Origin of the sequence: Streptomyces aidingensis (genome assembly GCF_900112355.1) — a bacterium.
Classification (GTDB): domain Bacteria; phylum Actinomycetota; class Actinomycetes; order Streptomycetales; family Streptomycetaceae; genus Streptomyces; species Streptomyces aidingensis.
Genome location: NZ_FOLM01000013.1, coordinates 35,725 through 57,723, shown reverse-complemented (window position 1 = coordinate 57,723; position 21,999 = coordinate 35,725). Strand labels below are relative to the sequence as shown.

General features: G+C 74.3%; 21 protein-coding genes and 1 pseudogene. 4 read left to right on the top strand and 18 right to left on the bottom strand.

Going from position 1 to position 21,999, the window contains the following annotated elements:
* The first annotated feature begins 38 nt into the window (after positions 1 to 38).
* Complete coding sequence (locus tag BM242_RS21395) at positions 39 to 629, top strand: isochorismatase family protein (RefSeq protein ID WP_093840624.1); 591 nt, start codon at positions 39 to 41, stop codon at positions 627 to 629.
* 67 nt (positions 630 to 696) lie between these two features.
* Here the strand turns inward: BM242_RS21395 and BM242_RS21390 are convergent, their stop codons facing one another.
* Positions 697 to 1,008, bottom strand: a complete 312-nt coding sequence (locus BM242_RS21390; RefSeq protein WP_093840520.1) for a hypothetical protein — start codon at positions 1,006 to 1,008, stop codon at positions 697 to 699.
* A gap of 302 nt (positions 1,009 to 1,310) precedes the next feature.
* Here BM242_RS21390 and BM242_RS21385 point away from each other — a divergent pair, with 302 nt between their 5' ends.
* Entirely contained in the window at positions 1,311 to 1,607 is a 297-nt protein-coding gene (locus tag BM242_RS21385; protein WP_093840519.1) for a hypothetical protein, read from the top strand.
* 27 nt (positions 1,608 to 1,634) lie between these two features.
* On the opposite strand, the gene BM242_RS21380 is transcribed toward BM242_RS21385, so the two are convergent.
* Together BM242_RS21380 and BM242_RS21375 are read right to left on the bottom strand one after the other, a co-directional pair.
* A complete protein-coding gene (locus BM242_RS21380) occupies positions 1,635 to 2,318 on the bottom strand; it encodes an RDD family protein (RefSeq protein ID WP_093840518.1) in 684 nt (227 codons plus the stop codon).
* A gap of 104 nt (positions 2,319 to 2,422) precedes the next feature.
* Positions 2,423 to 3,901 carry an RDD family protein gene (locus BM242_RS21375; protein WP_093840517.1) on the bottom strand — a complete coding sequence of 493 codons (1,479 nt, stop codon included), beginning with the start codon at positions 3,899 to 3,901 and terminating at the stop codon, positions 2,423 to 2,425.
* Between the two features lie 202 nt (positions 3,902 to 4,103).
* Between BM242_RS21375 and BM242_RS21370 the strand changes: the two genes are divergently transcribed.
* On the top strand, positions 4,104 to 4,583 hold the full coding sequence (locus tag BM242_RS21370) for an SsgA family sporulation/cell division regulator (RefSeq protein WP_093840516.1): 480 nt from the start codon (positions 4,104 to 4,106) through the stop codon (positions 4,581 to 4,583).
* A 79-nt stretch (positions 4,584 to 4,662) separates the two neighbouring features.
* Here BM242_RS21370 and BM242_RS21365 read toward each other — a convergent pair whose 3' ends face one another.
* On the bottom strand, positions 4,663 to 5,202 hold the full coding sequence (locus tag BM242_RS21365; protein WP_093840515.1) for an Lrp/AsnC family transcriptional regulator: 540 nt from the start codon (positions 5,200 to 5,202) through the stop codon (positions 4,663 to 4,665).
* Between the two features lie 162 nt (positions 5,203 to 5,364).
* Here BM242_RS21365 and hppD point away from each other — a divergent pair, with 162 nt between their 5' ends.
* Positions 5,365 to 6,546: a 4-hydroxyphenylpyruvate dioxygenase gene (gene hppD, locus BM242_RS21360; RefSeq protein WP_093840514.1), complete on the top strand. Its 1,182-nt coding sequence runs from the start codon at positions 5,365 to 5,367 to the stop codon at positions 6,544 to 6,546.
* Positions 6,547 to 6,616: 70 nt separating this feature from the next.
* On the opposite strand, the gene BM242_RS21355 is transcribed toward hppD, so the two are convergent.
* The 14 genes and pseudogenes from BM242_RS21355 to BM242_RS21285 form a co-directional block, all read right to left on the bottom strand.
* Positions 6,617 to 7,399, bottom strand: a complete 783-nt coding sequence (locus tag BM242_RS21355; RefSeq protein ID WP_093840623.1) for a S16 family serine protease — start codon at positions 7,397 to 7,399, stop codon at positions 6,617 to 6,619.
* 175 nt (positions 7,400 to 7,574) lie between these two features.
* Positions 7,575 to 8,219: an IclR family transcriptional regulator gene (locus BM242_RS21350; RefSeq protein ID WP_093840513.1), complete on the bottom strand. Its 645-nt coding sequence runs from the start codon at positions 8,217 to 8,219 to the stop codon at positions 7,575 to 7,577.
* A gap of 337 nt (positions 8,220 to 8,556) precedes the next feature.
* Positions 8,557 to 10,359, bottom strand: a complete 1,803-nt coding sequence (locus tag BM242_RS21345) for a DEAD/DEAH box helicase (RefSeq protein ID WP_093840512.1) — start codon at positions 10,357 to 10,359, stop codon at positions 8,557 to 8,559.
* Positions 10,360 to 10,463: 104 nt separating this feature from the next.
* Positions 10,464 to 10,847, bottom strand: a complete 384-nt coding sequence (locus BM242_RS21340) for a type II toxin-antitoxin system death-on-curing family toxin (RefSeq protein WP_093840511.1) — start codon at positions 10,845 to 10,847, stop codon at positions 10,464 to 10,466.
* A 2-nt stretch (positions 10,848 to 10,849) separates the two neighbouring features.
* Positions 10,850 to 11,053 carry an Arc family DNA-binding protein gene (locus tag BM242_RS21335; RefSeq protein ID WP_425443903.1) on the bottom strand — a complete coding sequence of 68 codons (204 nt, stop codon included), beginning with the start codon at positions 11,051 to 11,053 and terminating at the stop codon, positions 10,850 to 10,852.
* A 50-nt stretch (positions 11,054 to 11,103) separates the two neighbouring features.
* Positions 11,104 to 12,603: an MFS transporter gene (locus tag BM242_RS21330; RefSeq protein ID WP_093840509.1), complete on the bottom strand. Its 1,500-nt coding sequence runs from the start codon at positions 12,601 to 12,603 to the stop codon at positions 11,104 to 11,106.
* 124 nt (positions 12,604 to 12,727) lie between these two features.
* Positions 12,728 to 15,037, bottom strand: coding sequence for a xanthine dehydrogenase family protein molybdopterin-binding subunit (locus tag BM242_RS21325; RefSeq protein ID WP_093840622.1), 2,310 nt, complete (start codon positions 15,035 to 15,037; stop codon positions 12,728 to 12,730).
* A 59-nt stretch (positions 15,038 to 15,096) separates the two neighbouring features.
* The gene (locus BM242_RS30480; protein WP_245834370.1) at positions 15,097 to 16,548 is read right to left on the bottom strand and encodes a 2Fe-2S iron-sulfur cluster-binding protein; all 1,452 of its coding nucleotides are present in this window, start codon (positions 16,546 to 16,548) and stop codon (positions 15,097 to 15,099) included.
* On the bottom strand, positions 16,545 to 17,444 hold the full coding sequence (locus BM242_RS21315) for an FAD binding domain-containing protein (RefSeq protein ID WP_093840508.1): 900 nt from the start codon (positions 17,442 to 17,444) through the stop codon (positions 16,545 to 16,547). Before BM242_RS21315 ends, BM242_RS30480 begins: the two co-directional genes overlap by 4 nt.
* A gap of 533 nt (positions 17,445 to 17,977) precedes the next feature.
* Positions 17,978 to 18,259: pseudogene (locus BM242_RS21305) on the bottom strand (sugar ABC transporter substrate-binding protein); the annotation flags it as partial.
* Positions 18,260 to 18,740: 481 nt separating this feature from the next.
* Positions 18,741 to 19,022: a DUF3039 domain-containing protein gene (locus BM242_RS21300; RefSeq protein ID WP_093840621.1), complete on the bottom strand. Its 282-nt coding sequence runs from the start codon at positions 19,020 to 19,022 to the stop codon at positions 18,741 to 18,743.
* An 11-nt stretch (positions 19,023 to 19,033) separates the two neighbouring features.
* Entirely contained in the window at positions 19,034 to 19,591 is a 558-nt protein-coding gene (locus tag BM242_RS21295) for a YqgE/AlgH family protein (RefSeq protein ID WP_093840507.1), read from the bottom strand.
* Positions 19,592 to 19,859: 268 nt separating this feature from the next.
* Positions 19,860 to 20,141, bottom strand: coding sequence for an HU family DNA-binding protein (locus BM242_RS21290; protein WP_093840506.1), 282 nt, complete (start codon positions 20,139 to 20,141; stop codon positions 19,860 to 19,862).
* Positions 20,142 to 20,524: 383 nt separating this feature from the next.
* Positions 20,525 to 21,958, bottom strand: a complete 1,434-nt coding sequence (locus tag BM242_RS21285) for an NAD-dependent malic enzyme (RefSeq protein ID WP_093840505.1) — start codon at positions 21,956 to 21,958, stop codon at positions 20,525 to 20,527.
* Between the last annotated feature and the right edge of the window lie 41 nt (positions 21,959 to 21,999).

Sequence of the window (21,999 nt, the reverse complement as noted above, 5' to 3'; positions counted from 1 at the left end):
CCGCGCCGCCCGTCATCCGCCCGGAAGGGGTGTTCTCCATGCACCGCGCCCTGATCGTCGTCGACGTGCAGAACGACTTCTGCGAGGGCGGCAGCCTCCCGGTGGCCGGCGGCGCCGACGTGGCCGCCGCGATCACCGACCTGATCAGCGCCGCCACCCCCGGCTACCGCCATGTGGTGGCCACCCGGGACCACCACATCTCGCCCGGTGACCACTTCTCCGGCCACCCGGACTTCGTGCACTCCTGGCCGCGGCACTGCGTGGCCGGGACCGAGGGCGTCGGCTTCCACCCCAACTTCGCTCCGGCGGTCACCTCGGGGGCGGTCGAGGCATGCTTCGACAAGGGTGCCTACGCGGCGGCCTACAGCGGCTTCGAGGGCGCCGACGAGAGCGGCACCTCGCTGGCCGACTGGCTGCGCGCCCGCGAGGTGACGGAGGTGGACCTGGTGGGCATCGCCACCGACCACTGCGTCCGGGCCACCGCGCTGGACGCGGCCCGCGAGGGCTTCCGCACCCGGGTGCTGCTGGATCTGACCGCCGGGGTGGCCCGCGATTCCGTCGAGCGCGCGCTCGGCGAGCTGCGCGCCGCCGGAGTCGAGCTCACCGGCAAGCCGGTCGTCGCCGCCTGAAGCGGCCTGCGACGGCGGCGGGGACCGGGGCCGTGTCCGGGTCCGGACCAGAGGGTCAGGGCCCAGGTCAGGAGGCGCGGCGGAGGGCGGCCATGGAGCGCCAGCTCGCCAGCGGGCCGGTGGCGGTCGTGCAGCGCCAGACGATGCCCTCCGGGTGGTGCAGCACGGCGCTGATCTCGTCCGGAGTGGGCGGCAGGGCGTTGCCCCGCAGATAGACCGCGCGCAGTCCGAGGTTGCGCAGCCTGGTCAGGGCGCGGGCCCGGTTGGGGGCGTGCACCAGTATCCGGATCAGTCCGGTTCCCGCCGCCTCCGGGCGCGGCAGGGCGACCGCCACCACCATGCTGCCGTCCGGCAGCCGGACGTGTCCGCCATCGGCCATGGAACACCTCCCCGTGCTCTGCCTGGGTGCCATGGGGCCTCAGCCATCCTGGACCGTACCGGTGCCGTTGACCAGAGGCGCCGGGGAAACAAACGATGACCTGCTGTTTCCGGCTCCGTCCCGGTCCGGCGGCAGAACGGGGGGAAGTGTGCGCCCCCCGTGCACCAGCGAGCGCGGGGCGTGACGCTTACCCCGGCGCGGAGGCGGGCATCGCAGCCCGTAGAGTCGTGCGCAGGAACACCAGCACGGCCTTCAGACAGCCACGCCAGGACTCCTCAGGACTCGCCAGGACGGAATCCGCGATGCCGCATCCGACCCTCCAGCAGATCGCCTACGGCTCCGCCGCCGTCATCTCCGCCACCCTGCTGATGCTGCTGCTCTCCCCCGGCGGCTCGGTGCTCGCCGCCCTGCTGATCGCGTTCACCGCGCTGTGCTGCGGGATCGCGGCGGCCGTGGCGGTGCACACCCGCCGCGCCGGCCGGGAGCGCGTGCCGGCGGCACCGGCGGCGGCCACGGCGGCGCCTTCGACGGCTGCCCCGGCCGCGGCGCCGCACGCCGTCCCGCCGCCGCCCGTGCGGCGTCCCGAAGTCCGGGTCTGACCCCGGCCGACGGCGGGCCGGCGCCGGTCAGTGCGCCTCGACCACCACGGTCTTGGCCGCCTTGTCGTGCAGACACTGGCGGAACGGCCGGTCCCAGGTGCAGAAAAGCACATTGACCAGCCAGAACAACTGGCCGAGGCAGTAGACGAGCTGCGGCAGCGAGTACACCGCCGCCCGGATCCAGCCCGGGCCGCCCGCCGGGATGGCTCCGTCGGCCAGCATCCCGACCCGGATCTTCATGGCCATCTTGCCGAGCGTCTGTCCCCGCGAGGTCAGCATCAGCGCCTCGTAGACGAAGTAGACCAGCACCCCGAGCAGGGATGTCCCCCAGTTGCCGACGGTGTTGTAGTCGTCGGTGTCCACCAGCGGCAGGGTGATCAGCGCCATCGGGATGTAGATGATCAGCCAGTCGATGATGCGGGCGACCAGCCGGCGGCCCAGGGACGCCAGCGGCGGCATCCCGGGCAGCGGCCCTCCCTCCGCTCCGCCCTGTCCGGCGGGCCCGGGAGCGCCGTACGGGCCCGTGCCGAAGTCCTCGGTGCCGCCGCCGGACGGCGGCGGAGGCGGCGGTTTGCCCTCGTAGTGCGGCCCTCCGGGCTGTGCCGGCCCCGAGCCGGGCCTGCTCTGCCCGCCGGGCTGCCCAAGCTGCCCGGGGCCCTGGGATGTGCCCGGCTGTCCCCACCGTCCGCGCTGCGACTGCTCATCACTCATGTCTCCGAGTGCACCCGCGGGCCGGGCACCTCGCATCCGCAAAGCGCCGCACGAGGGAAATTTCCGGCCATTCCGGCCGGAATCCATCGCCGGAGCGGGCGGGCTCAGCGGCCGGAGCGTGCCGAGGCGACGAAGGTGCGGGCCGCCTTGTCGTGCCAGCACTGCCGCCAGGGGCGGTCGCGCACGCACCACAGCACGCCGACCACGCCCAGCGCCACCAGCCCGAGCACGCTGTACAGCAGCCAGCGGCCCAGTGCGGCACCGAAGGACGGCTTCTCCTGCCGCTCCACATTCAGCACCCGCAGGCCGAACAGCGCCTTGCCCGGGCTGCGGCCCCAGAAGGCGGTGGGCAGCGCCTCCAGCAGCAGTCCGAGCCCGAGGAAGGCGCCCAGCACCATGGCGAGATAGGCGCCGGTGGTGCCGTCCAGCAGCCATACCTGCTGGGTGACGCCCGCCTGCTCGACCGCGTCCACCTTGGCCCGGATGTGGTCCCGGCCGCGGTCCAGCAGCAGGAAGGCCACGGCCCCGGCGGCGCCGAGCGGCAGCAGCGAGTCGACGATCCGGGCCAGCAGGCGCCGGCCCAGCTTCGCCGGGTAGGCGGTCTCCGAGCCGCCGAACGGGGACTCCCAGGGGGCGGTGGCCCGCACCTGGAGACCCGCCTCGGTGAGCGGCGCCATCTGCGGTGCGCCCATTACCGGCACGGTGTGCCCCCGGGGCTGCTCGGGCTGCCGGGGAGCGGGGCCCGGCTGCCCGGGGCGGGCGGGGGCGGGAGCCGGGAACGGCCCCGGGGCGGACGCCTGCTGCGGCACCGGCCCGGGGCCCTGCGGGGCGGGCGGCGCGGGCTGCCCCGGTGCACCCGCCCCGGGAGCCGGCGCCCGGGGCTGGGGCGGGGGCTGGGGAGCCGGGGGCTGCGGGGACTGCCGCGGCGGCTCCTGCTGGGCACGCCGGTCATGGGCCTGCTGGGCCAGTTCGCGCACCTGCTGGGTCCAGGTGGGGCCCTCCGTCCCCGTCCCGGCGGCATCGGCGGCATCGGCGGCGGGCTCGGCGGCGGTGCCGGAGCGCTCCGGCGCCGGGCGCCCGAACGGGGTCCGCGGATCGGCCGCCCCCTGGCCGCCCGGCACACTCTGACCACCCGGACCACCCGGACCACCCGGACCGCTCTGCTGCCCGCGGCGGAAGGAGGCCACCGGCGAGGTGGACACGTCCTCGTCCGAGCCCCAGGGCAGCCGCGGGCGCTCGGCTTCGCCGCGTCCGCGCAGCTCCGGCAGGGCGGGGCGCGGTTCCGGGACCGGCGCCGCCGGCGGTGGCCCCGGGGTGTCCGCGTTCTCCTCGTCGAAGAAGACCGGCCCGGTCTCCTCCGGCCCGGCCGGCCGGGCGGGAGCGGGCGGTCCGGAGGCGGGCTGCGGCAGAAAGGCGCCGGGCGGCGGGCCGGGCCGCGGCTCACCCGCGCGCGGCTCCGGCCGGCTGCTGCCGGGGACCCAGGCGCTGCCGTTCCAGTACCGGATGTAGCCGGGAATGGACGGGTCGGGGTACCAGTCGGGCCCCGGGTTCCCGCCGGCGCTTCCCTCGGGTGGCACGCTCATCCCTGTACGACGCTCCTGTCCGCCCGTTGTCGCAGTTGTCCGCGGCAGATCGTCCACGGCCGGGTAACGCATGGTACGACGAGGGCCCGCAAGTGACGAAAAAACCCTCGCGAAGTCGCGTAAGGGAGAGGCGTTCTCGCGCTCCCTTCTGCTGAACGTACCCGCAGCGGGCGGGTACCGGGCAGAGGAAAAGGTGTTTCCGATGCACATCACCATCGAACGCGAGCTGGAGATGCGGCTGGTGGTCTCCCCGGAGCGGATCGTCCCGGTGGCCGCCCGGCTGGTCTACCGCCTGGACGACCCCTTCGCGGTGCACATCCTCTTCCACATCACCTCAGGGTCCCCCGTGCACTGGAGCTTTGCCCGCGATCTGCTGGTGGAGGGCGTGTTCCGCCCGGCCGGGCACGGCGATGTGCGGATCTGGCCCGGCCGGGCCGAGGACCGTCCGGTGGTCTGCATCGCGCTGAACTCGCCGGACGGCGGCGCCCTGGTGCAGGCGGCCGTCGCACCGGTGTCGGCCTGGCTGGAGCGCACGCTGCGCGTGGTGCCGCCCGGCACGGAGCCGGAACTGTCGGATCTGGACGCGGGGCTGCGGGCGCTGCTGACGCCCTCCGGGCCGTCCGGCGGCGAGGATTCGGCGGCCGGACGGCCGCCGGACGACCCCGGCGAGGGCCACTGCTGAGGGTCCCGCCGAGTGCCCCCGCCGAGTGCCCCCGCCGGGCGCCGCCTTCGAGGCCCGGGGCACCGCTCACCGCGCCCGGTCACCCCTCCGCGGCGGCGGGCCCGGTCTCCGGGGCCAGACCGGCGGCCTGCCGCACCAGGGGAACGATGCGGAAGGGCACCGGATTCTCCATCACGATCGCGGTGGCGGAGCGGACGATGCCCTCGAAGCCGACCACCCGGTCGATCACCCGCTGGAGATCGGCGTTGGAACGGGCCACCAGCCGGCAGAGCATGTCGCCCTGCCCGGTGATGGTGTGCAGCTCCAGCACCTCGGGGACCTCCCGCAGATGCCGCCGCACCTGCTCGCCCTGCCCCTGCCGGATCTCCAGGGTGGCGAAGGCCGTGACCGGATAGCCGATCGCGGCCGGGTCCACGTCCGGGCCGAAGCCGCGGATCACCCCGCCCGCCCGCAGCCGGTCCAGCCGGGCCTGGGCGGTGCCGCGTGCCACGCCGAGCCGGCGGGACGCCTCCAGCACGCCGATCCGCGGTTCCCGGGCGAGCAGTTCCAGCAGCCGCCCGTCCAGTGCGTCGATGGCCGGCGCGGCGCCGGCGCCGGCCGGGGTCTGGGTGCCCGTCATCACCTCTGCGGTCCTCCGTCCGCCCTGCGCTGCCCGCCCACCTGCCCGCTCTCCTGGGCATCATGTACAGAACGACAAGCGCTGGGCGAGTTCCACCCTACATATTGCCCATCCGATGCGCTCACTATTGCGCACCTTGCCGACCGGGTGGACTCTGCCTGCATGACTGAGACCCCACAGCGCGCATCTGTGCACACCCCGCACCGCACCCCCGCGGGGTCCCCGAGCCGCTCCCGGAACGCCGATCCGTTCCCGGTCAACGGCATGGACGCGGTCGTCTTCGCGGTCGGCAACGCCAAACAGGCGGCGCACTACTACTCCACGGCCTTCGGCATGCGGCTCGTCGCCTATTCCGGGCCGGAGCACGGCAACCGGGAGACGGCCTCCTATGTCCTGGAGTCGGGCGCCGCCCGGTTCGTCCTCACCTCGGTCATCAAGCCCGCCACCGAGCACGGCCGGTTCCTGTCCCGGCATGTGGCCGCGCACGGCGACGGCGTGGTCGATCTGGCGCTGGAGGTGCCGGACGCCCGGGCGGCGTACGCCCGCGCCCTGGAGCAGGGCGCCCGCCCGCTGGCCGAGCCGCACGAACTCACCGACGACAACGGCACGGTGGTGCTGGCCGCCATCGGCACCTATGGCGAGACCCGGCACACGCTGGTGGAGCGGGGCGGCTACAAGGGCGCCCATCTGCCCGGCTATGTGGATGCCGAACCGCTGGTCACACCACCGAAGAAGCGTTTCTTCCAGGCCATCGACCACTGTGTGGGCAATGTCGAACTCGGCCGGATGGACGAGTGGGTGGCCTACTACCAGCGGGTGATGGGCTTCACCAACATGAAGGAGTTCGTGGGCGACGACATCGCCACCGAGTACTCCGCGCTGATGTCGAAGGTGGTCGCGGACGGCACCCGCAAGGTGAAGTTCCCCATCAACGAGCCGGCCGTCGCCAGGAAGAAGTCGCAGATCGACGAGTATCTGGAGTTCTACGGCGGACCGGGCGTGCAGCACATCGCGCTGGCCACCAGCGACATCGTGCACACCGTGCGCGGGATGCGCGCCGCGGGAGTGGAGTTCCTGGACGTGCCGGACTCCTACTACGACACGCTGGGCGAGTGGGCCGGGGACACCCGGGTGCCGGTGGACACCCTGCGCGAGCTGAAGATCCTGGCCGACCGGGACGAGGACGGCTATCTGCTGCAGATTTTCACCAAGCCGGTGCAGGACCGCCCCACCGTCTTCTTCGAGCTGATCGAGCGGCACGGCTCGCTGGGCTTCGGCAAGGGGAACTTCAAGGCCCTCTTCGAGGCGATCGAGCGTGAACAGGCGAAACGGGGGAATCTGTAAGAACACCACCCCCCACCGGCCGCCCCCGCGCCCTGCACTCGCGGGGGCGGCCCCCCCGCCCGGGTCCGGCTCAGCAGGCGGGCACCGGGCCGCCGTCCGCCAGCGCGCGCAGCGCGTCCACCGCGCCCCGGAGCGTCTCCACCGGGATCAGCCGCAGCCCCTCGGGCAGACCGCCCGCGGCGTCCCCGCATTCCTCCCGCGGCACCAGAAAGACGGTGGCCCCGTCGCGCCGCGCGGCCTGGGTCTTCAGCGGGACGCCGCCCACCGGGCCGACCGTGCCGTCCGCCCCGATGGTGCCGGTGCCGGCGATCACCCGGCCGCCGGTGAGATCGCCGCCCTCGCCGTCGCCCGCCAGCAGATTGACGATGCCGAGGGCGAACAGCAGGCCGGCGCTGGGGCCGCCCACGTCCCGCAGGGTCAGCTCCACCTCGATGCCCTGCCCGGTGAGGTCGAGCAGGGCGAGCGCCGCCTCGGCCGCGGCGTCCTGGGAGGCGGTCATCTGCTCGGCGTTGTACTCGCGGATCTCACGCGGGGACCGGCCGACCGGATAGACCGCGTCGCGCGGCATGACCGCGCGCTCGTCGGAGAACCAGCCGCTGACCACATCGGGCAGCCGCACGGTGGCGTCCGGGCCGGTGGCCTGGATGGTGGTCATCCGCAGCTCGCCCTCGGGCTCGCGGACCCCGGTGCCGGAGATCCGGATCACCGGCTCGCCGCCACTGCGGCCCTGCACATCCACGGTCTCGCCGGGCAGCGCCACCGAGAACGGCAGCGGCAGCAGGGCGGCGACGGCGAGCAGCAGGGTCACCAGCGCCGCGCAGAGCCCGATCAGCGCCGGCCGGCGCCGCAGCACCCCGGGGAGGACGCCGCCGCCGGCCGGGCCGGGGCCGGGGGTCGCGGGCTGGGAACGCGGGGGGCGCGGGGCGGCAGACGGCATGCGTCGAAGACTACCCACGCCCCCGCGGCCACCCGCCGCCCGGGCGCCGGGCATCCGGCGGCGCGGTGCGCGGCGGCCGTCGGCGGAGAACTCAGCGCAGGACGTCGGCGACTTCCTGGGCGGCGCGCACCACGCGGGGGCCGACCTCCGGGGGCACCGAGTCGTTGAGCATCACCACACCGACGCTGCCCTCCACCCCGCAGTCCGGCGGCAGCGGCGCGGCGGCGCCGCTGGCGCCCGCCTCCAGTTCGCCGTGGGTCAGGACATAGCCGTCCTCGTTGTCGATGTCCTTGCAGCGGCCGATGAGGATCGCCCGGCCCGCGGCGCCGCGGTCCAGCGGATGGCGGAAGCCGGTGCGGTAGGCGACGTGGTAGTCCGTCCAGCTCGGTTCCACCACGGCGACGGCCAGCGCCTCGCTGCCGTCCACCACGGTGAGGTGGGCGGTGGCGCCGACGTCCTCGGCCAGGGAGCGCAGCGCGGGCAGCGCGGCCTCCCGGACCAGTGGGTGGACCTGGCGTCCCAGCCCCAGCACACCGACCCCTACCCGGGCCCGGCCGCCGGCGTCCCGGCGTACCAGGGCATGCTGTTCGAGGGTCGCGAGCAGCCGGTAGACGACCGTGCGGTTCACCCCGAGCTGCTTGGAGAGCTCGGTCACGGTGAGCCCGTGGTCGGTCTCGGCCAGGAGTTTGAGGACTCGCAGCCCTCGGTCGAGCGTCTGGGAAGTCTCCGCGGTCACGACGCCCCCTCTTCCGAATCGAGCGCCCGGGGCCCGTCCGCGGGGTGGGGGATGCTGCCCGTCCCGGTCGGCAGCACGCACGGACGGCCGCCGGGTAACGGTGCCATTCGCACTGCCGGCTGCGCACCGGGGCCCCTCTGCTCCGGTATGGCGCGTGCCCGGAAACTTATACAGAGTCACCGCTCAGCGGAAGAGCTTGTCCAGAATCCGAGCATGCGCGCGAAAGTCTGGGGGGAAATGTGAGAAATATCCTCCGCGATCTACCCGAATAGACTGGCTGCAACAGATGAATTACCGCCGCTCCGCAGCCTGTTCGAGACCTTCCGGCCCCGGGCGGTCAGCGCATCCGGGTGGCCCACTCGCGGAGCTTGGCGACCCGGGCCCGGAGCTGCCCGGCGTTGGCCTGGGCGGTCGGCGGCCCCCCGCAGGCCCGCCGCAGCTCGTTGTGGATGACCCCGTGCGGCTTGCCCGACTGATGGGCGTAGGCGCCCACCAGACCGTGCAGCTCCCGGCGCAGCTCGGACATCTCCTGGTGGGTGACCACCGGCCGCCGGTCCGCCGGGAGCTCCAGCAGATCGGCCTCGTCGTCCGGCCGGCGGCGGCTGTGCGCGATCTGCCGGGCCTGGCGCTTCTGGAGAAGTATCCGGACCTGGTCCGGCTCCAGCAGGCCGGGGATGCCGAGATAGTCCTGCTCCTCCTCGCTGCCCGGGTGGGCCTGCATGCCGAACTCCGCGCCGTCGTACATCACCCGGTCGAAGACGGCGTCGGACTCCAGCGCCTCGAACGGCAGCTGGTCCTGCTCGCCGGTGTCCTCGTCCTGCTGCCGCTCGGCCTCCTTGAGGAGCCTGTCCTCCTCGGCGTACGGGTCCTCCTCGCCGCCCCGGGCGGGCTTGTCCAGCACATGGTCCCGCTCGATCTCCATCTCATGGGCGAAGCCGAGCAGCGAGGGAATGGTGGGCAGGAAGACCGAGGCGGTCTCGCCGCGCCGCCGGGAGCGGACGAAGCGGCCCACGGCCTGGGCGAAGAACAGCGGGGTGGAGATGGTGGTGGCGTAGACACCGACCATCAGCCGGGGCACGTCCACGCCCTCGGAGACCATGCGCACCGCCACCAGCCAGCGGCTGTCCGACTCGCGGAAGTCCTCGATCCGGCCGGAGGCGCCGGCGTCGTCGGAGAGCACCACGGTGGGCTTCTCACCGGTGATCTCCTTGATGTGCCGGGCGTAGGCCCGGGCGCTGTCCTGGTCGGTGGCGATCACCAGCGCTCCGGCGTCCGGGACGGAGCGCCGGATCTCGCTCAGCCGGCGGTCGGCGGCGCCGATCACGGCCGGGATCCAGTCCCCCTTGGGGTCCAGCGCGGTGCGCCAGGCCTGGGCGGTGGCGTCCTTGGTCATCGGCTCGCCGAGCTTCGCCTCCAGCTCGTCCCCGCTCTTGGTGCGCCAGCGCATGTTGCCGCTGTAGGAGAGGAAGATCACCGGGCGGACGACATGATCGGCGAGCGCGTTGCCGTAGCCGTAGGTGTAGTCGGCGACCGACCTGCGCAGTCCCTCCGCGTCCTCGGCGTACTCCACGAACGGGATGGGGTTGGTGTCCGAGCGGAACGGGGTGCCGGTGAGGGCCAGCCGCCGGGTGGCCGGCTCGAACGCCTCCAGGCAGGCCTCGCCCCAGGAGCGGCTGTCCCCGGCGTGGTGGATCTCGTCCAGGATGACCAGGGTCTTGCGCTGCTCGCAGCGGTTGCGGTGCAGCATCGGCCGGACGCCCACGCCCGCGTAGGTCACGGCCACGCCGTGGTACTGCTTGCCGAGCGGGCCGGCGCTGTACTCCGGGTCCAGGCGGATCCCTATCCGGGCGGCGGCCTCGGCCCACTGCTTCTTCAGATGCTCGGTGGGGGCGACCACGGTGAGCTGCTGCACCACATGGTGGTGCAGCAGCCAGGAGGCCAGGGTCAGCGCAAAGGTCGTCTTCCCGGCGCCGGGGGTGGCCACGGCCAGGAAATCGCGGGGCTGGGCCTGGAGATAGCGGTCCATCGCGGCCTGCTGCCAGGCCCGCAGCTTCCCCGCGGTGCCCCATGGCGCCCGGCCGGGGAAGGCCGGGGACAGGTGGTGGGAGTGAGAAGCGCTGGAAGCACCGGTGGTAGTCACGATCCTCGCAAGCTCGGTCCCTGCCAAACGGACCGCGACAGCCTACCCGCCCCGTCCCCGCGCCTCCCGGCGCACCACCCGCCGCCCGGCGGCTGCGGCCGGCCTCACATGGCTTCGTGGAGCCGGCGCAGCGCCCGGGCGATGACCGGAACATCCTCCACCTTGCCCCCGGCGACCGCGATGACCAGGTCGTACGCCTCGTCCTGATCGACATCGGCCATATCGGCACCGTTGAAGTCGAGAAACACCGCGGTGCACAGCCATGCGGTGCGCTTGTTCCCGTCGACGAGGGGATGGTGCACCGCCAGGGACTGCAACAGAGCCCCCGCCTTGCCGAACAGGTCCGGGTAGGCCTCCACACCGAACATGGCCGCTTGCGGACGGTGCAGCGCGGAGGACAGCAGCCCTGGGTCCCGTACCGCCACGTCCTGCGCCCCACAGGCCGGCTGGGCGAGGTCAAGGGCCTCCTGAAGCGTCAGGTACTTCACCGCTACTCCGCCAGCCTGCGCAGGAGATCGGCATGCCGGGCCGCGTACTTGGCCCCGAGCCTGCGCACCGTGGCGCGGTCGGCTTCCTCCGCGAGATACCGCTCCACTGCCTGGACCACTATCGCGTGCATGCTGCGCCCTTCCGCCTCGGCACGTCGCCGCAGGGATTCCTGGACCTCTTCCGGCAGCCGCAGATTCATAGCCATACCGCGAAGGTACCAGAAGTGACCCCTGCGTAGTACCGACTGCGGGATTCTCAGGGCACGCGGGTGCGGCGGGAGACGGCGATGGCGAGGAGGGCGGCGGCGGTGGCGGCGGCGTAGACGGTGACAAAGGCGGCGGGGCCGACCGTGGCCGCCGCGTCCGCGGTGTGCGAGGCGGCCGTGGCGCCGCCGCCCAGCGCGGCGAAGGCGGTGCCCACGGTGGTCAGGGTCACCACATTGAGCAGGCCGTCGCAGACCTGGAGCGAGGCCACATTGCCGCCCGCCTCGGCCGGGGCGGACAGCCGCAGCACCAGCACCCCGACCGAGGCCACCACCAGCCCCATGCCGAAGCAGGACAGGCCGATGGTGAGCAGCGGCAGCCAGACCGGCACCGCGTCCAGCAGCACCAGCGGGGTGGCGGCGATGCCCAGCACATTGAGCACGGTGCCGCTGGTGACCAACGTCGAACGGTGCGGCTCCAGCCGTGGCCTGGCCTGCAGCCAGGCACCGAAGGCCCAGGTCAGGCCGCCGGCGGCGAGCGCCAGCCCGGCCGTGGTGACGGACAGCCCGCGCTGGGTGACCAGCATCAGCGGGACAAAGGTCTGCGCCACCATGTACGCCGCCGAGACCAGGCCGCGCAGCAGGATCACCGACGGCAGGCCACGCCCGGCCCAGAAGGTGGCGCGGGGCAGCAGCCGCAGCGCGGCCGGGGCCAGCAGGGCGAGTCCGGCGGCCACCGGCAGCACGGAGAGCCAGCGCAGTTCCTGGCCCCCGTACTGGAGCAGCCCGGCGCCGGCCGAGACGGCGAGCGCCAGCCGCAGCCGCCGGCGGTCGAAGGGCGGGGCGGTGCCGCCGTCCTGCTCGCGCCGGGCCTCCTCGGTGGTGCGGCGCAGCGCGGGCAGCATGACCAGCAGCGGCAGCAGCACCAGCACGGTGATGCCGAGGAACACCCAGCGCCAGCCGAGATGTTCGGTGACGGTGCCGGCGATCACCGGTCCGACCAGGGCGGGCACCACCCAGGCGGCGGAGAACGCGGCCAGTGCCGAGGGGCGCAGATGCTCGGGGTAGGCCCGGCGCACCAGCACATAGAGCGCCACGATGATCAGCCCGCCGCCCACCCCCTGGGCGGCCCGGCCGAGCACCAGGACCAGCATGGACTGGGCGAGTCCGGACAGCAGCAGGCCGCCGGAGAAACAGCCGATGCCGACCGTGACCGGGGCCAGCGGGCCGCGCCGGTCGCACCACTGGCCGGAGACCACCATGCCGAGCAGGCTGGTGGTGAAGTACCCGGCGAAGGCGAAGGCGTAGAGGGAGACGCCGTCCAGCTGCCCGGCGGCGGCGGGCATGGCGGTGCCGACGGCCATGGCCTCGAAGGCGATCAGCAGGATCACACTGACCGAGCCGAGGGTGAGCGCGCGGTAGCGCGGACTCATGACGCCGCCCGTCCCGGCGGGGACGGGCGGAAGATCCTGCGGCTGCACCCCGGCGGCGGGGCGGGATATGCCGGCGCCGTCGGGTTCAGCGGGGCCGGCGCCGGCCCGGAGTTCGCTCATGGGGACACGGTAAGGACCGACCACCCCGCTCGCCCATGGCTTTTCGTCCCGTCTTCCCCTCCGCCCCCGGGCCTAGGCCGGAAGGCGGTGAGCGGCAGGCGGTGAGCGGTGGGCGGTGGCGGCGTCAGGCCGGGCCGGTGACCGCGGCGGTCTGCGGGCGGATGGGGAGGCGGTTGACGGGGCGGCCGGTGGCGGCGCGGACCGCCGCGGCGATGGCCGCCGGGGTCACCACCACCGGCACCGCGCTCACCGACTTGGCGCCGAACGGCGCCACCACATCACGCTCCTCCAGCAGCGCCACGATCCGGATGTGCGGCACGTCCAGCGCCGTGGGCAGGGCGTAGTCGGCGAAGTCGGGGCGGCGGACCGTCCCGCGGGCCACCCGCAGATGCTCGCTCAGCGCCGCGCCCACGCCCTGGGTGATGCCCGCCTCGATGCGCGCCCGCACCTGGCGGGGATTGAGCAGCTTGCCGACGTCCTGCGCCAGCGCCACCTCGACCACCCGCACCGTGCCCAGCTCCACGTCCACGTCCACCACGGCGCGCACCGCGGCGAAGGCCATGCCGACAAAGGCGTCGCCCTGCCCGGTGGCGTCCAGCGGCTCGGTCGGATGCGGGCGGCACTGCGCCGTGGCCCACAGCTCCTTGCCCTCCAGCTCCTCCGCCACCGTCGTGGACAGCACCCCGTCATAGGAGGTGATCTTGCCGTCGGCGATCTCCAGCAGTTCGGGGGACATGCCGAACTTGCTGGCCAGCGGCTGGAGAAGCTGGGTGCGCACCATTTTCGCGGCCCGCTCCACCGCGCCGCCGGAGACCCAGGTGTGGCGGCCCCGGGCGCCCGGCCCGGCCGGCGGCTGGTCGGTGTCGACCGGCGCCACCCGGACCTCGTCCACGCCCAGCACCTCCTGGACGATCTGCCGGGCCAGGGTGGCGAAGCCCTGCCCGGTGTCCACGGCCGAGCAGAGCACGGTGGCCACCGGGCCCTCCACCTTGACCGTGGCGGTGGAGACCTCGTCGGTGCCCTCCGCGCCCAGCATGTGCACCATGCCCAGGGCGTACCCCACACCGCGGCGCACCGCGCCCGGCTCCCCCGCGCCCTCCGGGCCGCCCGGCAGCAGCCAGTCCTCCGGCGGCAGCTCCTTGGGCAGCGGCGGCAGCGGCGCCTCCTTGACCGCCGCCAGCAGCTCGCGCACCGGCGCCGGGCAGGTCACGGTCTGGCCGATGGGCAGCACATCGCCGGTGGCCAGCACATTCCGCTCGCGGACCGTCACCGGGTCCAGGCCCAGCTCGGCGGCGAGCCGGTCCATCTGCGCCTCATGGGCCGCGCACACCTGGAGCGCGCCCTCGCCGCGCAGATGCCCGGAGGGCGGGTTGTTGGTGCGCACCACCCAGCCGTCGATCACCGCGTTGGGCACCACATAGGGCCCGGCGGCGAAGGACACCGCCGCGGCCAGCGCCTCGGCCGAGTCGTCGGCGTAGGCGCCGCCGTCCATCAGCAGCTCGGCCTCGACCTTGACCAGCTTGCCGTCCCGGCCCGCGTGGTGCCGGTAGCGCAGCAGGGTCGGGTGCCGGTGCGGGTGGGCGAGGAAGGACTCCTCGCGGGTGGCGGCCAGCTTCACCGGACTGCCGGTGCGCATGGCCAGCAGCGCCAGCGGAAGCTGCACGCCCGGGTCCTCCCGGTCGGCGCAGGCGCCGGGCACCCCGGTGACATAGATCTTGACCTGGTCGGCTTCCAGGCCCAGGCAGCGGGCCAGCAGATCGCGGTCGGTGTGCGGGTCGGTGGCGGCGGTGTACAGCTCCACCCCGCCGTCCAGCCGGGGCACGGCCAGTCCGGCCTCGGCGCCGATCGGCGCCGGGTCCTGCCGGCCGATCCGGTACAGGCCCTCGACCACCACCTCGCCGACGGCCGAGGCGTCGCCGTGGCGCAGCGGGATATGGCGCAGCACATTGCCGTCCGGATGCAGCGGTCCGGCGGCGAACGCCTGCTCCGGGTCGGTGACCGCCTCCTGGGTCTCGTAGTCGACGGCGATGGCGGCGGCGGCCAGCCGGGCGGTGTCGGGGTGGTCGGCGGCCACCGCGGCGATCGGCTCGCCGTGGTAGCGGACGGCGTCCGAGGCCAGCGGCGGCCGGTCGGCCACCCGGCGGCCCAGGGTGGCGCCGGCCACCGGCACATCCCGGTGGGTGACCACGGCCTGCACCCCGGGCATGGCCTCGGCGGGCGCGGTGTCGATGCCCTTGATCCGGGCGCGGGGGTGCGGGGAGCGCAGCACGGCGGCCCAGAGCAGGCCCTCGGCCCACAGGTCGGCGGTGTACGGGTAGACCCCGCAGGCCTTGGCCTCGGCGTCGGCGGGCGGGACCGAGGCCCCGATGCCGTGCGGCGGGCCGTCGGGGGCGGCGCCCTCCGCGGTGCCGGGGGCGGCGCCGGCCGGGGTCACGGTGACCGTGCCGCCGACGCTGCCGCCGCCCGCGGCCGGGCCCTCGGTCCTCGGCTCCGTCACGATGCGCCTCCCGTCCCCGTTCCGCCGGTGCCGCCGCTGTTTCCGGTGTCCGGCCGTCCGCCGCCGCCCTGGTGCGGAATGTGCGGTCCCGGCGGGCCGCCGCCGTCCCCGCCGCCGCCCGCCGCCGGCTCCCCGCCGTCGTCCTGGTGGGGGTGGTGATGGCGGGCGGCCCGCCCGGCGGCCACGGTGCGGACCGCCTCCAGCACGTCCCGGTAGCCGGCGCAGCGGCAGAGGTTGCCGCACAGCGCCTGGCGGGCCTCCAGTTCGGTCGGCGCGTGATTGCGCTCCAGCAGGTCGTGCACGGCCATGGCCATGCCGGGCAGGCAGAAGCCGCACTGCACGGCACCGGCGGCCAGCGCCCGCTGCACATCGGAGGGTGCGCCGTTGTCGGCCAGCCCCTCCACGGTGAGGATCTCGGTGCCGGCGGCGGTGGCGGCGGGCACCAGGCAGGCGGCCACCAGACGGCCGTCGAGCTGCACCGAACAGGCGCCGCACTCGCCCTGCGAGCAGCCGTCCTTGGCGCCGGCCAGGCCGAGGCGCTCGCGCAGCACGTAGAGCAGGGACTCGCCGACCCAGGCGTCGGTGACCGGGCGGTCGACGCCGTTGACGGTCAGCACATAGGAGACCACCGGGTGGTTGCTGTGGCCGGTGCCGGCCTCGTTGTCTGCGTTGTCTGCGCTGTCGGCGCTGCCGGCGCTGTCGGCGTCGGTCCCGTTGTCACCGGCCCGTTCTCCGGGGGCGGGCGGCCCGGGCAGGCCGGGGAGGTCCGCAAAATCGAGGCGCTCGGTGCCGGCCAGGGTCTCGTCGGACGGGCCGCCGAAGCGCCCGGGCAGCCGGGGACTCTCCGGCGGATCGCCGGCCTGACCGTGCTCCGGCACCCCGGCGTCGTCCGGGTAACGGCCGGCGCCGTCCTGGGCCGGATGCGACCACGGCTCGCCGATGACCGGCTCGGGCCGGCCGTCCCGCGGGCCCGCCTGGGCGAGGGCCGGCTCGCCGCCGTCGCGGGGGGCCGTTGCGCCCCGCACCTGGTGCGCCCCGGCCAGCGCCGCCGCGGCGCCCTGGCCCATGGCGGCGGCCCGCCCGGCGGCCGTCGCGCCGGTGCCCGGTGCCGGGGGCCGCGCCGGGCCGGGCACCGGGCCCGCGGCCGTGCCGAACGGCAGCGTCCACTGGCCGGTGCCGGCCGGGTCGGTGGTGGCCGCCGCGGTCATCGGCGGGCCGCCGGCCTCGTCGGCCCGGTCCGGGCCGGCGGGCAGGGTCGGCTCGGCGATCTCCGGCGGCCGGTAGCCCTGTCCCGGCGCGGCCAGCGGATCGGTGCCCGGATCGCCGTCCGGCACCGGCCCGCGCGGCATTTTTATGAAGGCGGTGGCCTCGGCGTCGTATCCGCCGCCCGCCCCCCAGCCGGTCTGCGGGGTGGGGACGCCCGGGTCCGGGTACTGCTCGCTGCTCACGACAGGGCCCTCCCAAGTCCACGGCGCGCGAGTGCTGCCACGGTACGCCTCAGATGCAGCATCGCGGGCGGGAGCTCGCCGCCCTGCCCGCGCTCCGGGTCGGGATCGGGGATGCAGGCCATGGCGACATACTCGCCGAAGGCGGTCAGCACGTCCGGCGCCAGCCCGCGTTTGCCGTCCCAGTCCACCAGCGAGGCCACCCAGCGCTCGGCGTCCAGCGGACGCAGCGGGATGGAGGCGATGGCCCCGACCGCGCAGCGCACCTCGCGGCGGGCCGGGTCCAGCACCACGGCCACCGAGGCGGTGGCCCGGCCGGGGCCGGTGCGGCCGGTGGCCTTGAGGAAGGTCTGCGGGGCGTGCAGCAGCGGCACCCGTACATGGGTCAGCAGTTCACCGGCGCGCAGCCGGTCGCGGCCGGCCAGCAGATGGCTCACCGGGATCTCCCGGTCGCCCTTTCTGGCGCCGCTGACCAGCAGCCCGGCCTCCAGGGCGGCCAGCACCGGCAGGGTGTCGCCGGCCGCCGCGGCGGTCACGATGTTGCCGCCCAGGGTGCCCGCGTTGCGCACCTGCGGCGGACCGGCGGCGCGGGCGGCGGCGGCCAGGCCGGGCATCAGCACCGCGAAGTCGGGGCGGCCCATGCGGGCGTGGGTGAGGCAGGCGCCCAGCAGGGCGTGGCCGTCCTGGTACTCCCAGCCGCGCAGTTCCTTCAGCCGGCCCAGGCCGATCAGGGCGGCGGGGCGCAGCCGGCCCGCGTTGACGCCGCACATCAGATCGGTGCCGCCCGCGACCGGGACGGCGGCGGGCTGCGCGGCCAGGGCGGCCACCGCCTCGTCCAGCGTGGCCGGGAGCGCGACGGGCTGCGCCGTGCCCGGTGCATGCGGTGCGTGCGTGCTCAATCCAGCGCCCCTTCAAGCGGTCGGCCCGGCTGTTGAGCCGTACGGTACGTGCTCCCGGTCGGAGAATGGCAACTCTGGCATATTTTCCCGGCCGCCAGGTGTCCGGGGTGGCCGCGTACCGAGACCGGTTCTCCGGCCCCCGGGCAGGTCATGCGGCGGGCGGCGGAGCGCGCCGGGGCAGAGCGCGGGACGGAGGCCGTGGCCGGGGCCGTAGAGGTATGTGAAGACCAGCACCGAGGCGACCGGCGGCAGCAGCTGGATCGCCGGCAGGAGCTCCCGCACCATCGGGTACCAGGAGAAGAAGCCGAAGCAGAGCACGGCGCCGGTTCGGAAAGCCATGGGCGGTCAGCCGGCGCCGGACGGCGGCGGCAAGCCGGCGGCGGCCTGCGGTGCGCCGGTCCCACGGGCGGGGGCGGTGCCGCCGCGGGGCAGTACGAGGGCGGACATGGTCTCTCCTGGAGATCCTGGGGCCGGGACGGCGGGGCCGGGACGCGGCGGCGGACCGGCGGCTCGGCCGGTCCGCCGGTGCGGTGTCACTGGCCGGCCAGAACCTGGTTCACCCGCCGCTCGGCGGTGTCCAGCAGTCCTTGCGGGTCGGCGTCCTCATTGGTCAGCACGCCGGACATCACGTTGTCCAGGACCTTGTAGATCTCCTGTGCCCTGGGCGGCTCTGCCTTGCCCGGCACCGGGTGGCCGGTGTACGCCCGGAAGTTCTCCACCGGCATGGTGGCGTGCTCGGCGCGGGCCGCGTCGTCGGCCTCCTTGCCGGCGCCGGTGAAGAACGCGGGCTGGGGCAGGCCCACGGGCAGGCCGTCCTGTCCCCGATCTCGCGGCCCCATTGCCGGGGCCTTGACAACTCACAGGCGGTTTTTTGCTGTGCGGCTGCCAGAGAATTACAGGGAGATGTTGTCATGTCTACGGCGCGAGCAGCATTCATTGCGGCTGCGGCGTCCCCCGGCGGCCCGCCGGGAACGCCCCTGGGCCGGGGCTTGCATCGGACAAAGGCCGCCACCTGGGCCAGTCGCCGCGCCATGGCCGCAAGCCTGACGCAAACGGACGCAAGAAAATTACGGAAACTGCGGGTCAAAACGGCCGGGCAGCAGTCCCCTGGCGAAGGGGATCATGCGGGCAACCGGGACATCACCCGGACCGGTGATCCGGTCCGGTCCGGCCCGCGCGCGGACACGCGGAGACCCAGACACGCACAGACACGGTCTGCGGTGCTCCGGCCGGGCGTGTCCCCGCGGGGGCGCGCCCGGCCCGCCCGCCCACGCGGCAGGCGGGTGGCCGGGGCGGCTACTTCTTGTCGCCGTCCTTGCCGCCGCCGCCGAAGCTCATGGACTCGTAGATCTCCTTGCACTGGGGGCAGACCGGGTATTTCTTCGGATCCCGGCTGGGCACCCAGACCTTGCCGCAGAGCGCCACGACGGGGGTGCCGTCCAGGGCGCTCGCCATGATCTTGTCCTTCTGGACATAGTGCGCGAAGCGCTCGTGGTCGCCATCGCCGTGCGTCGTCTGCGGGGTCGGCTCGACAAGCGTGCCGGTGCCCGCCCCGCGCTCGGGCTCAAGAGTGCTCATGGTGCCCAAGACTAATTCAGCGACGGGTCATCCGGGTACGTGGCCAGCAGGGCGAGGTTGCTGCGCTGCCGGCGCAGCACCGCCCGCCACAGCCGTTCCGGGTCGGGGGCGGAGACATCGCCGGGCTCGGAATCGACCACATACCAGGCGCCCTCGTCCAGCTCGCGTTCGAGCTGCCCGGCACCCCAGCCGGCGTATCCGGCGAACACCCGCAGCGAACCCACCTCGGCCGCCAGCACCTCGGGCGGCGCCTCCAGATCCACCAGTCCGATCGAGCCGTGCACCCGCCGCCAGCCGAGCGGGCTCTCGCCCGGGGCCACGGCCAGGGCCAGCGCCGCGTCCAGGGCCACCGGGCCGCCCTGGAACACCACCCCCGGCTCGCCCGCGAGATCCGCCCAGGGCTCCAGCACCTCGGCCACCCCGACCGGGGTGGGACGGTTGAGAATCACCCCGAGGGCGCCTTCGCCGTCGTGGTCCAGCATCAGCACCACGGAGCGCAGAAAGTTCGGATCGGCCAGCGCCGGGGTGGCCACCAGGAGCCGGCCGGCTAGTGACGACGCCTCGGTCATGGAGCCATGATTCCCCATTCCAGGCCGGGGCGGGAGCCACTCCCGGAGGAACCCCGGGGCCCCCGGGGCCGGTGCCCCAACGGGCCGGGGCATGCCATGGCCACGGGTGAACGCCATGGTGACACCGGGCTTGACGGCCCCGGCGGGAGGGCGGGGCGGGACATCGCCCGCGGTTCGTCCGGAACGGCCGGAAACGCCGCCGGACGGTCCGCCGGACGGTCCGCCGGGCGCGGACCGCCCGGCGGACGCGACGGGTGAACCCCCGGGCTCACTTGCCCTTGGCGGCCTCCTTGAGGCGGTTGCCCGCAGTGACCTTCACGCTGTAACCCGCCGGAATCTGGATGGGCTCACCGGTCTGCGGGTTGCGCGCGGTGCGGGCGGCGCGGTGGGTGCGCTCGAAGGTCAGAAAGCCGGGGATGGTGACCTTTTCGTCACCCTTGGCGACGACCTCTCCGGTCACCTCGGCCAGCGCTGAGAGCACGGCGTCGGCGTCCTTGCGGGTCACCTCGGCGCGCTCCGACAGAGCGGCCACCAGCTCGCTGCGGTTCATCGAAAACTCCTTGCGTGCTACCCCCCGCCGTGGCGGCGGGGGTGGGGGTACCCCCCTGGCGGAGCCCGGGGGAGGAACACGCCCTGGCCTGCCGGTACGGGCGCCGCACAGGGCACCGCGCACCCGCGAGGGCCGGCTGGCCCGGACGCCGGGCCGGACGCGTTCATCTTGCAGATTGCAGACGGTGCGATCCTGCCAGGGACCACTGACAGTCCCGGGGGCGGGGTCCGCGTGCCGGCGACCGTGCGCCGACCTCGCGCCCGGAACGCATCCTGCCCCCGAGGTGCGGCCTGGGCCAGTCCGACACCTGCGGAAACCCTAAAGGGGACCGGTCCGGCGGTTCTCCCCGACGCGCCGCAGGACCGCGACCGGCTGTCTGCCGGTCAGACGGTGCCGCCGGCGGTGGTCCCGGCCGCGGGGGCCGTGGCGGCGGCACGGACGGCACCGGCCACCGCGCCCGCCACCCGCTCGTTGAACACGCTGGGCACGACGTAGTTCGCGTTCAGCTCCTCCTCGGTCACCACATCCGCCAGGGCACGGGCCGCCGCCAGCATCATCGAGGTGTCCACCGTCCGCGACTGGGCGTCCAGCAGGCCCCGGAAGACCCCGGGGAAGACCAGCACGTTGTTGATCTGGTTGGGGAAGTCCGAGCGGCCGGTGGCCACCACGGCCGCGGTCCGCCGCGCCACCGCGGGGTCCACCTCGGGGTCGGGATTGGCAAGCGCGAACACGATCGCCCCGTCCGCCATGGCCGCCACGTCCGCGCCGCTGAGCACATTGGGCGCGGAGACGCCGACGAACACGTCCGCGCCGGCCACCGCCTCGCTCAGCGTGCCGGTCATGCCCTCGGGGTTGGTGTTGTCGGCGATCCAGCGCAGCGGGGCGTCCCCGTCCGCCTGGGCCAGATCCGCCCGGCCGGCGTGCACCACGCCCAGGATGTCGGCGACCACCGCGTGCTTGACCCCGGCGGCCAGCAGCAGCCTGAGGATGGCGGTGCCGGCCGCGCCCGCGCCGGACATCACCACCCGCACGTCCTCCAGCCGTTTGCCGACCACCCGCAGCGCGTTGTGCAGCGCGGCCAGCACCACGATGGCGGTGCCGTGCTGGTCGTCGTGGAAGACCGGGATGTCCAGGGCCTCGCGCAGCCGGGCCTCGATCTCGAAGCAGCGCGGCGCCGAGATGTCCTCCAGATTGATGCCGGCGAAGCCCGGGGCGATGGCCTTGACCACCTCCACGATGGTGTCGGTGTCCTGGGTGTCCAGGCACAGCGGCCAGGCGTCGATCCCGGCGAAGCGCTTGAACAGGGCGGCCTTGCCCTCCATCACCGGCAGCGCGGCGGCCGGGCCGATGTTGCCCAGGCCCAGCACGGCCGAGCCGTCGGTGACCACGGCCACGCTGTTGCGCTTGACGGTGAGCCGGCGGGCGTCGTCCGGATTGGCGGCGATCTGGGTGCAGACCCGGGCCACGCCCGGGGTGTAGACCATGGAGAGGTCGTCGCGATTGCGAATGGGGTGCTTGGAGGTCATCTCGATCTTGCCGCCGAGGTGCATCAGGAAGGTCCGGTCGGAGACCTTCTGCACATCCATCTCGTCTATGCCGCGCAGCTTCTGCACGATCTCCTCGGCGTGCGCGGTGGAGCTGGCGGCGATGGTGACGTCGATGCGCAGCCGCTCATGACCGGAGGCGGTGACGTCCAGGCCGGTGACATGGCCGCCGGAGGATTCCACCACGGTGGTGATCTGGCTGACCGCCGGGCCGCCGGCCGGCACCTCCAGCCTGATCGTCATGGAGTACGAAACGCTGGGCGCCGTTGCCATAGCAGTCCTTCACTTTCGCTGTGCTCCGCCGGCCGGTGCAG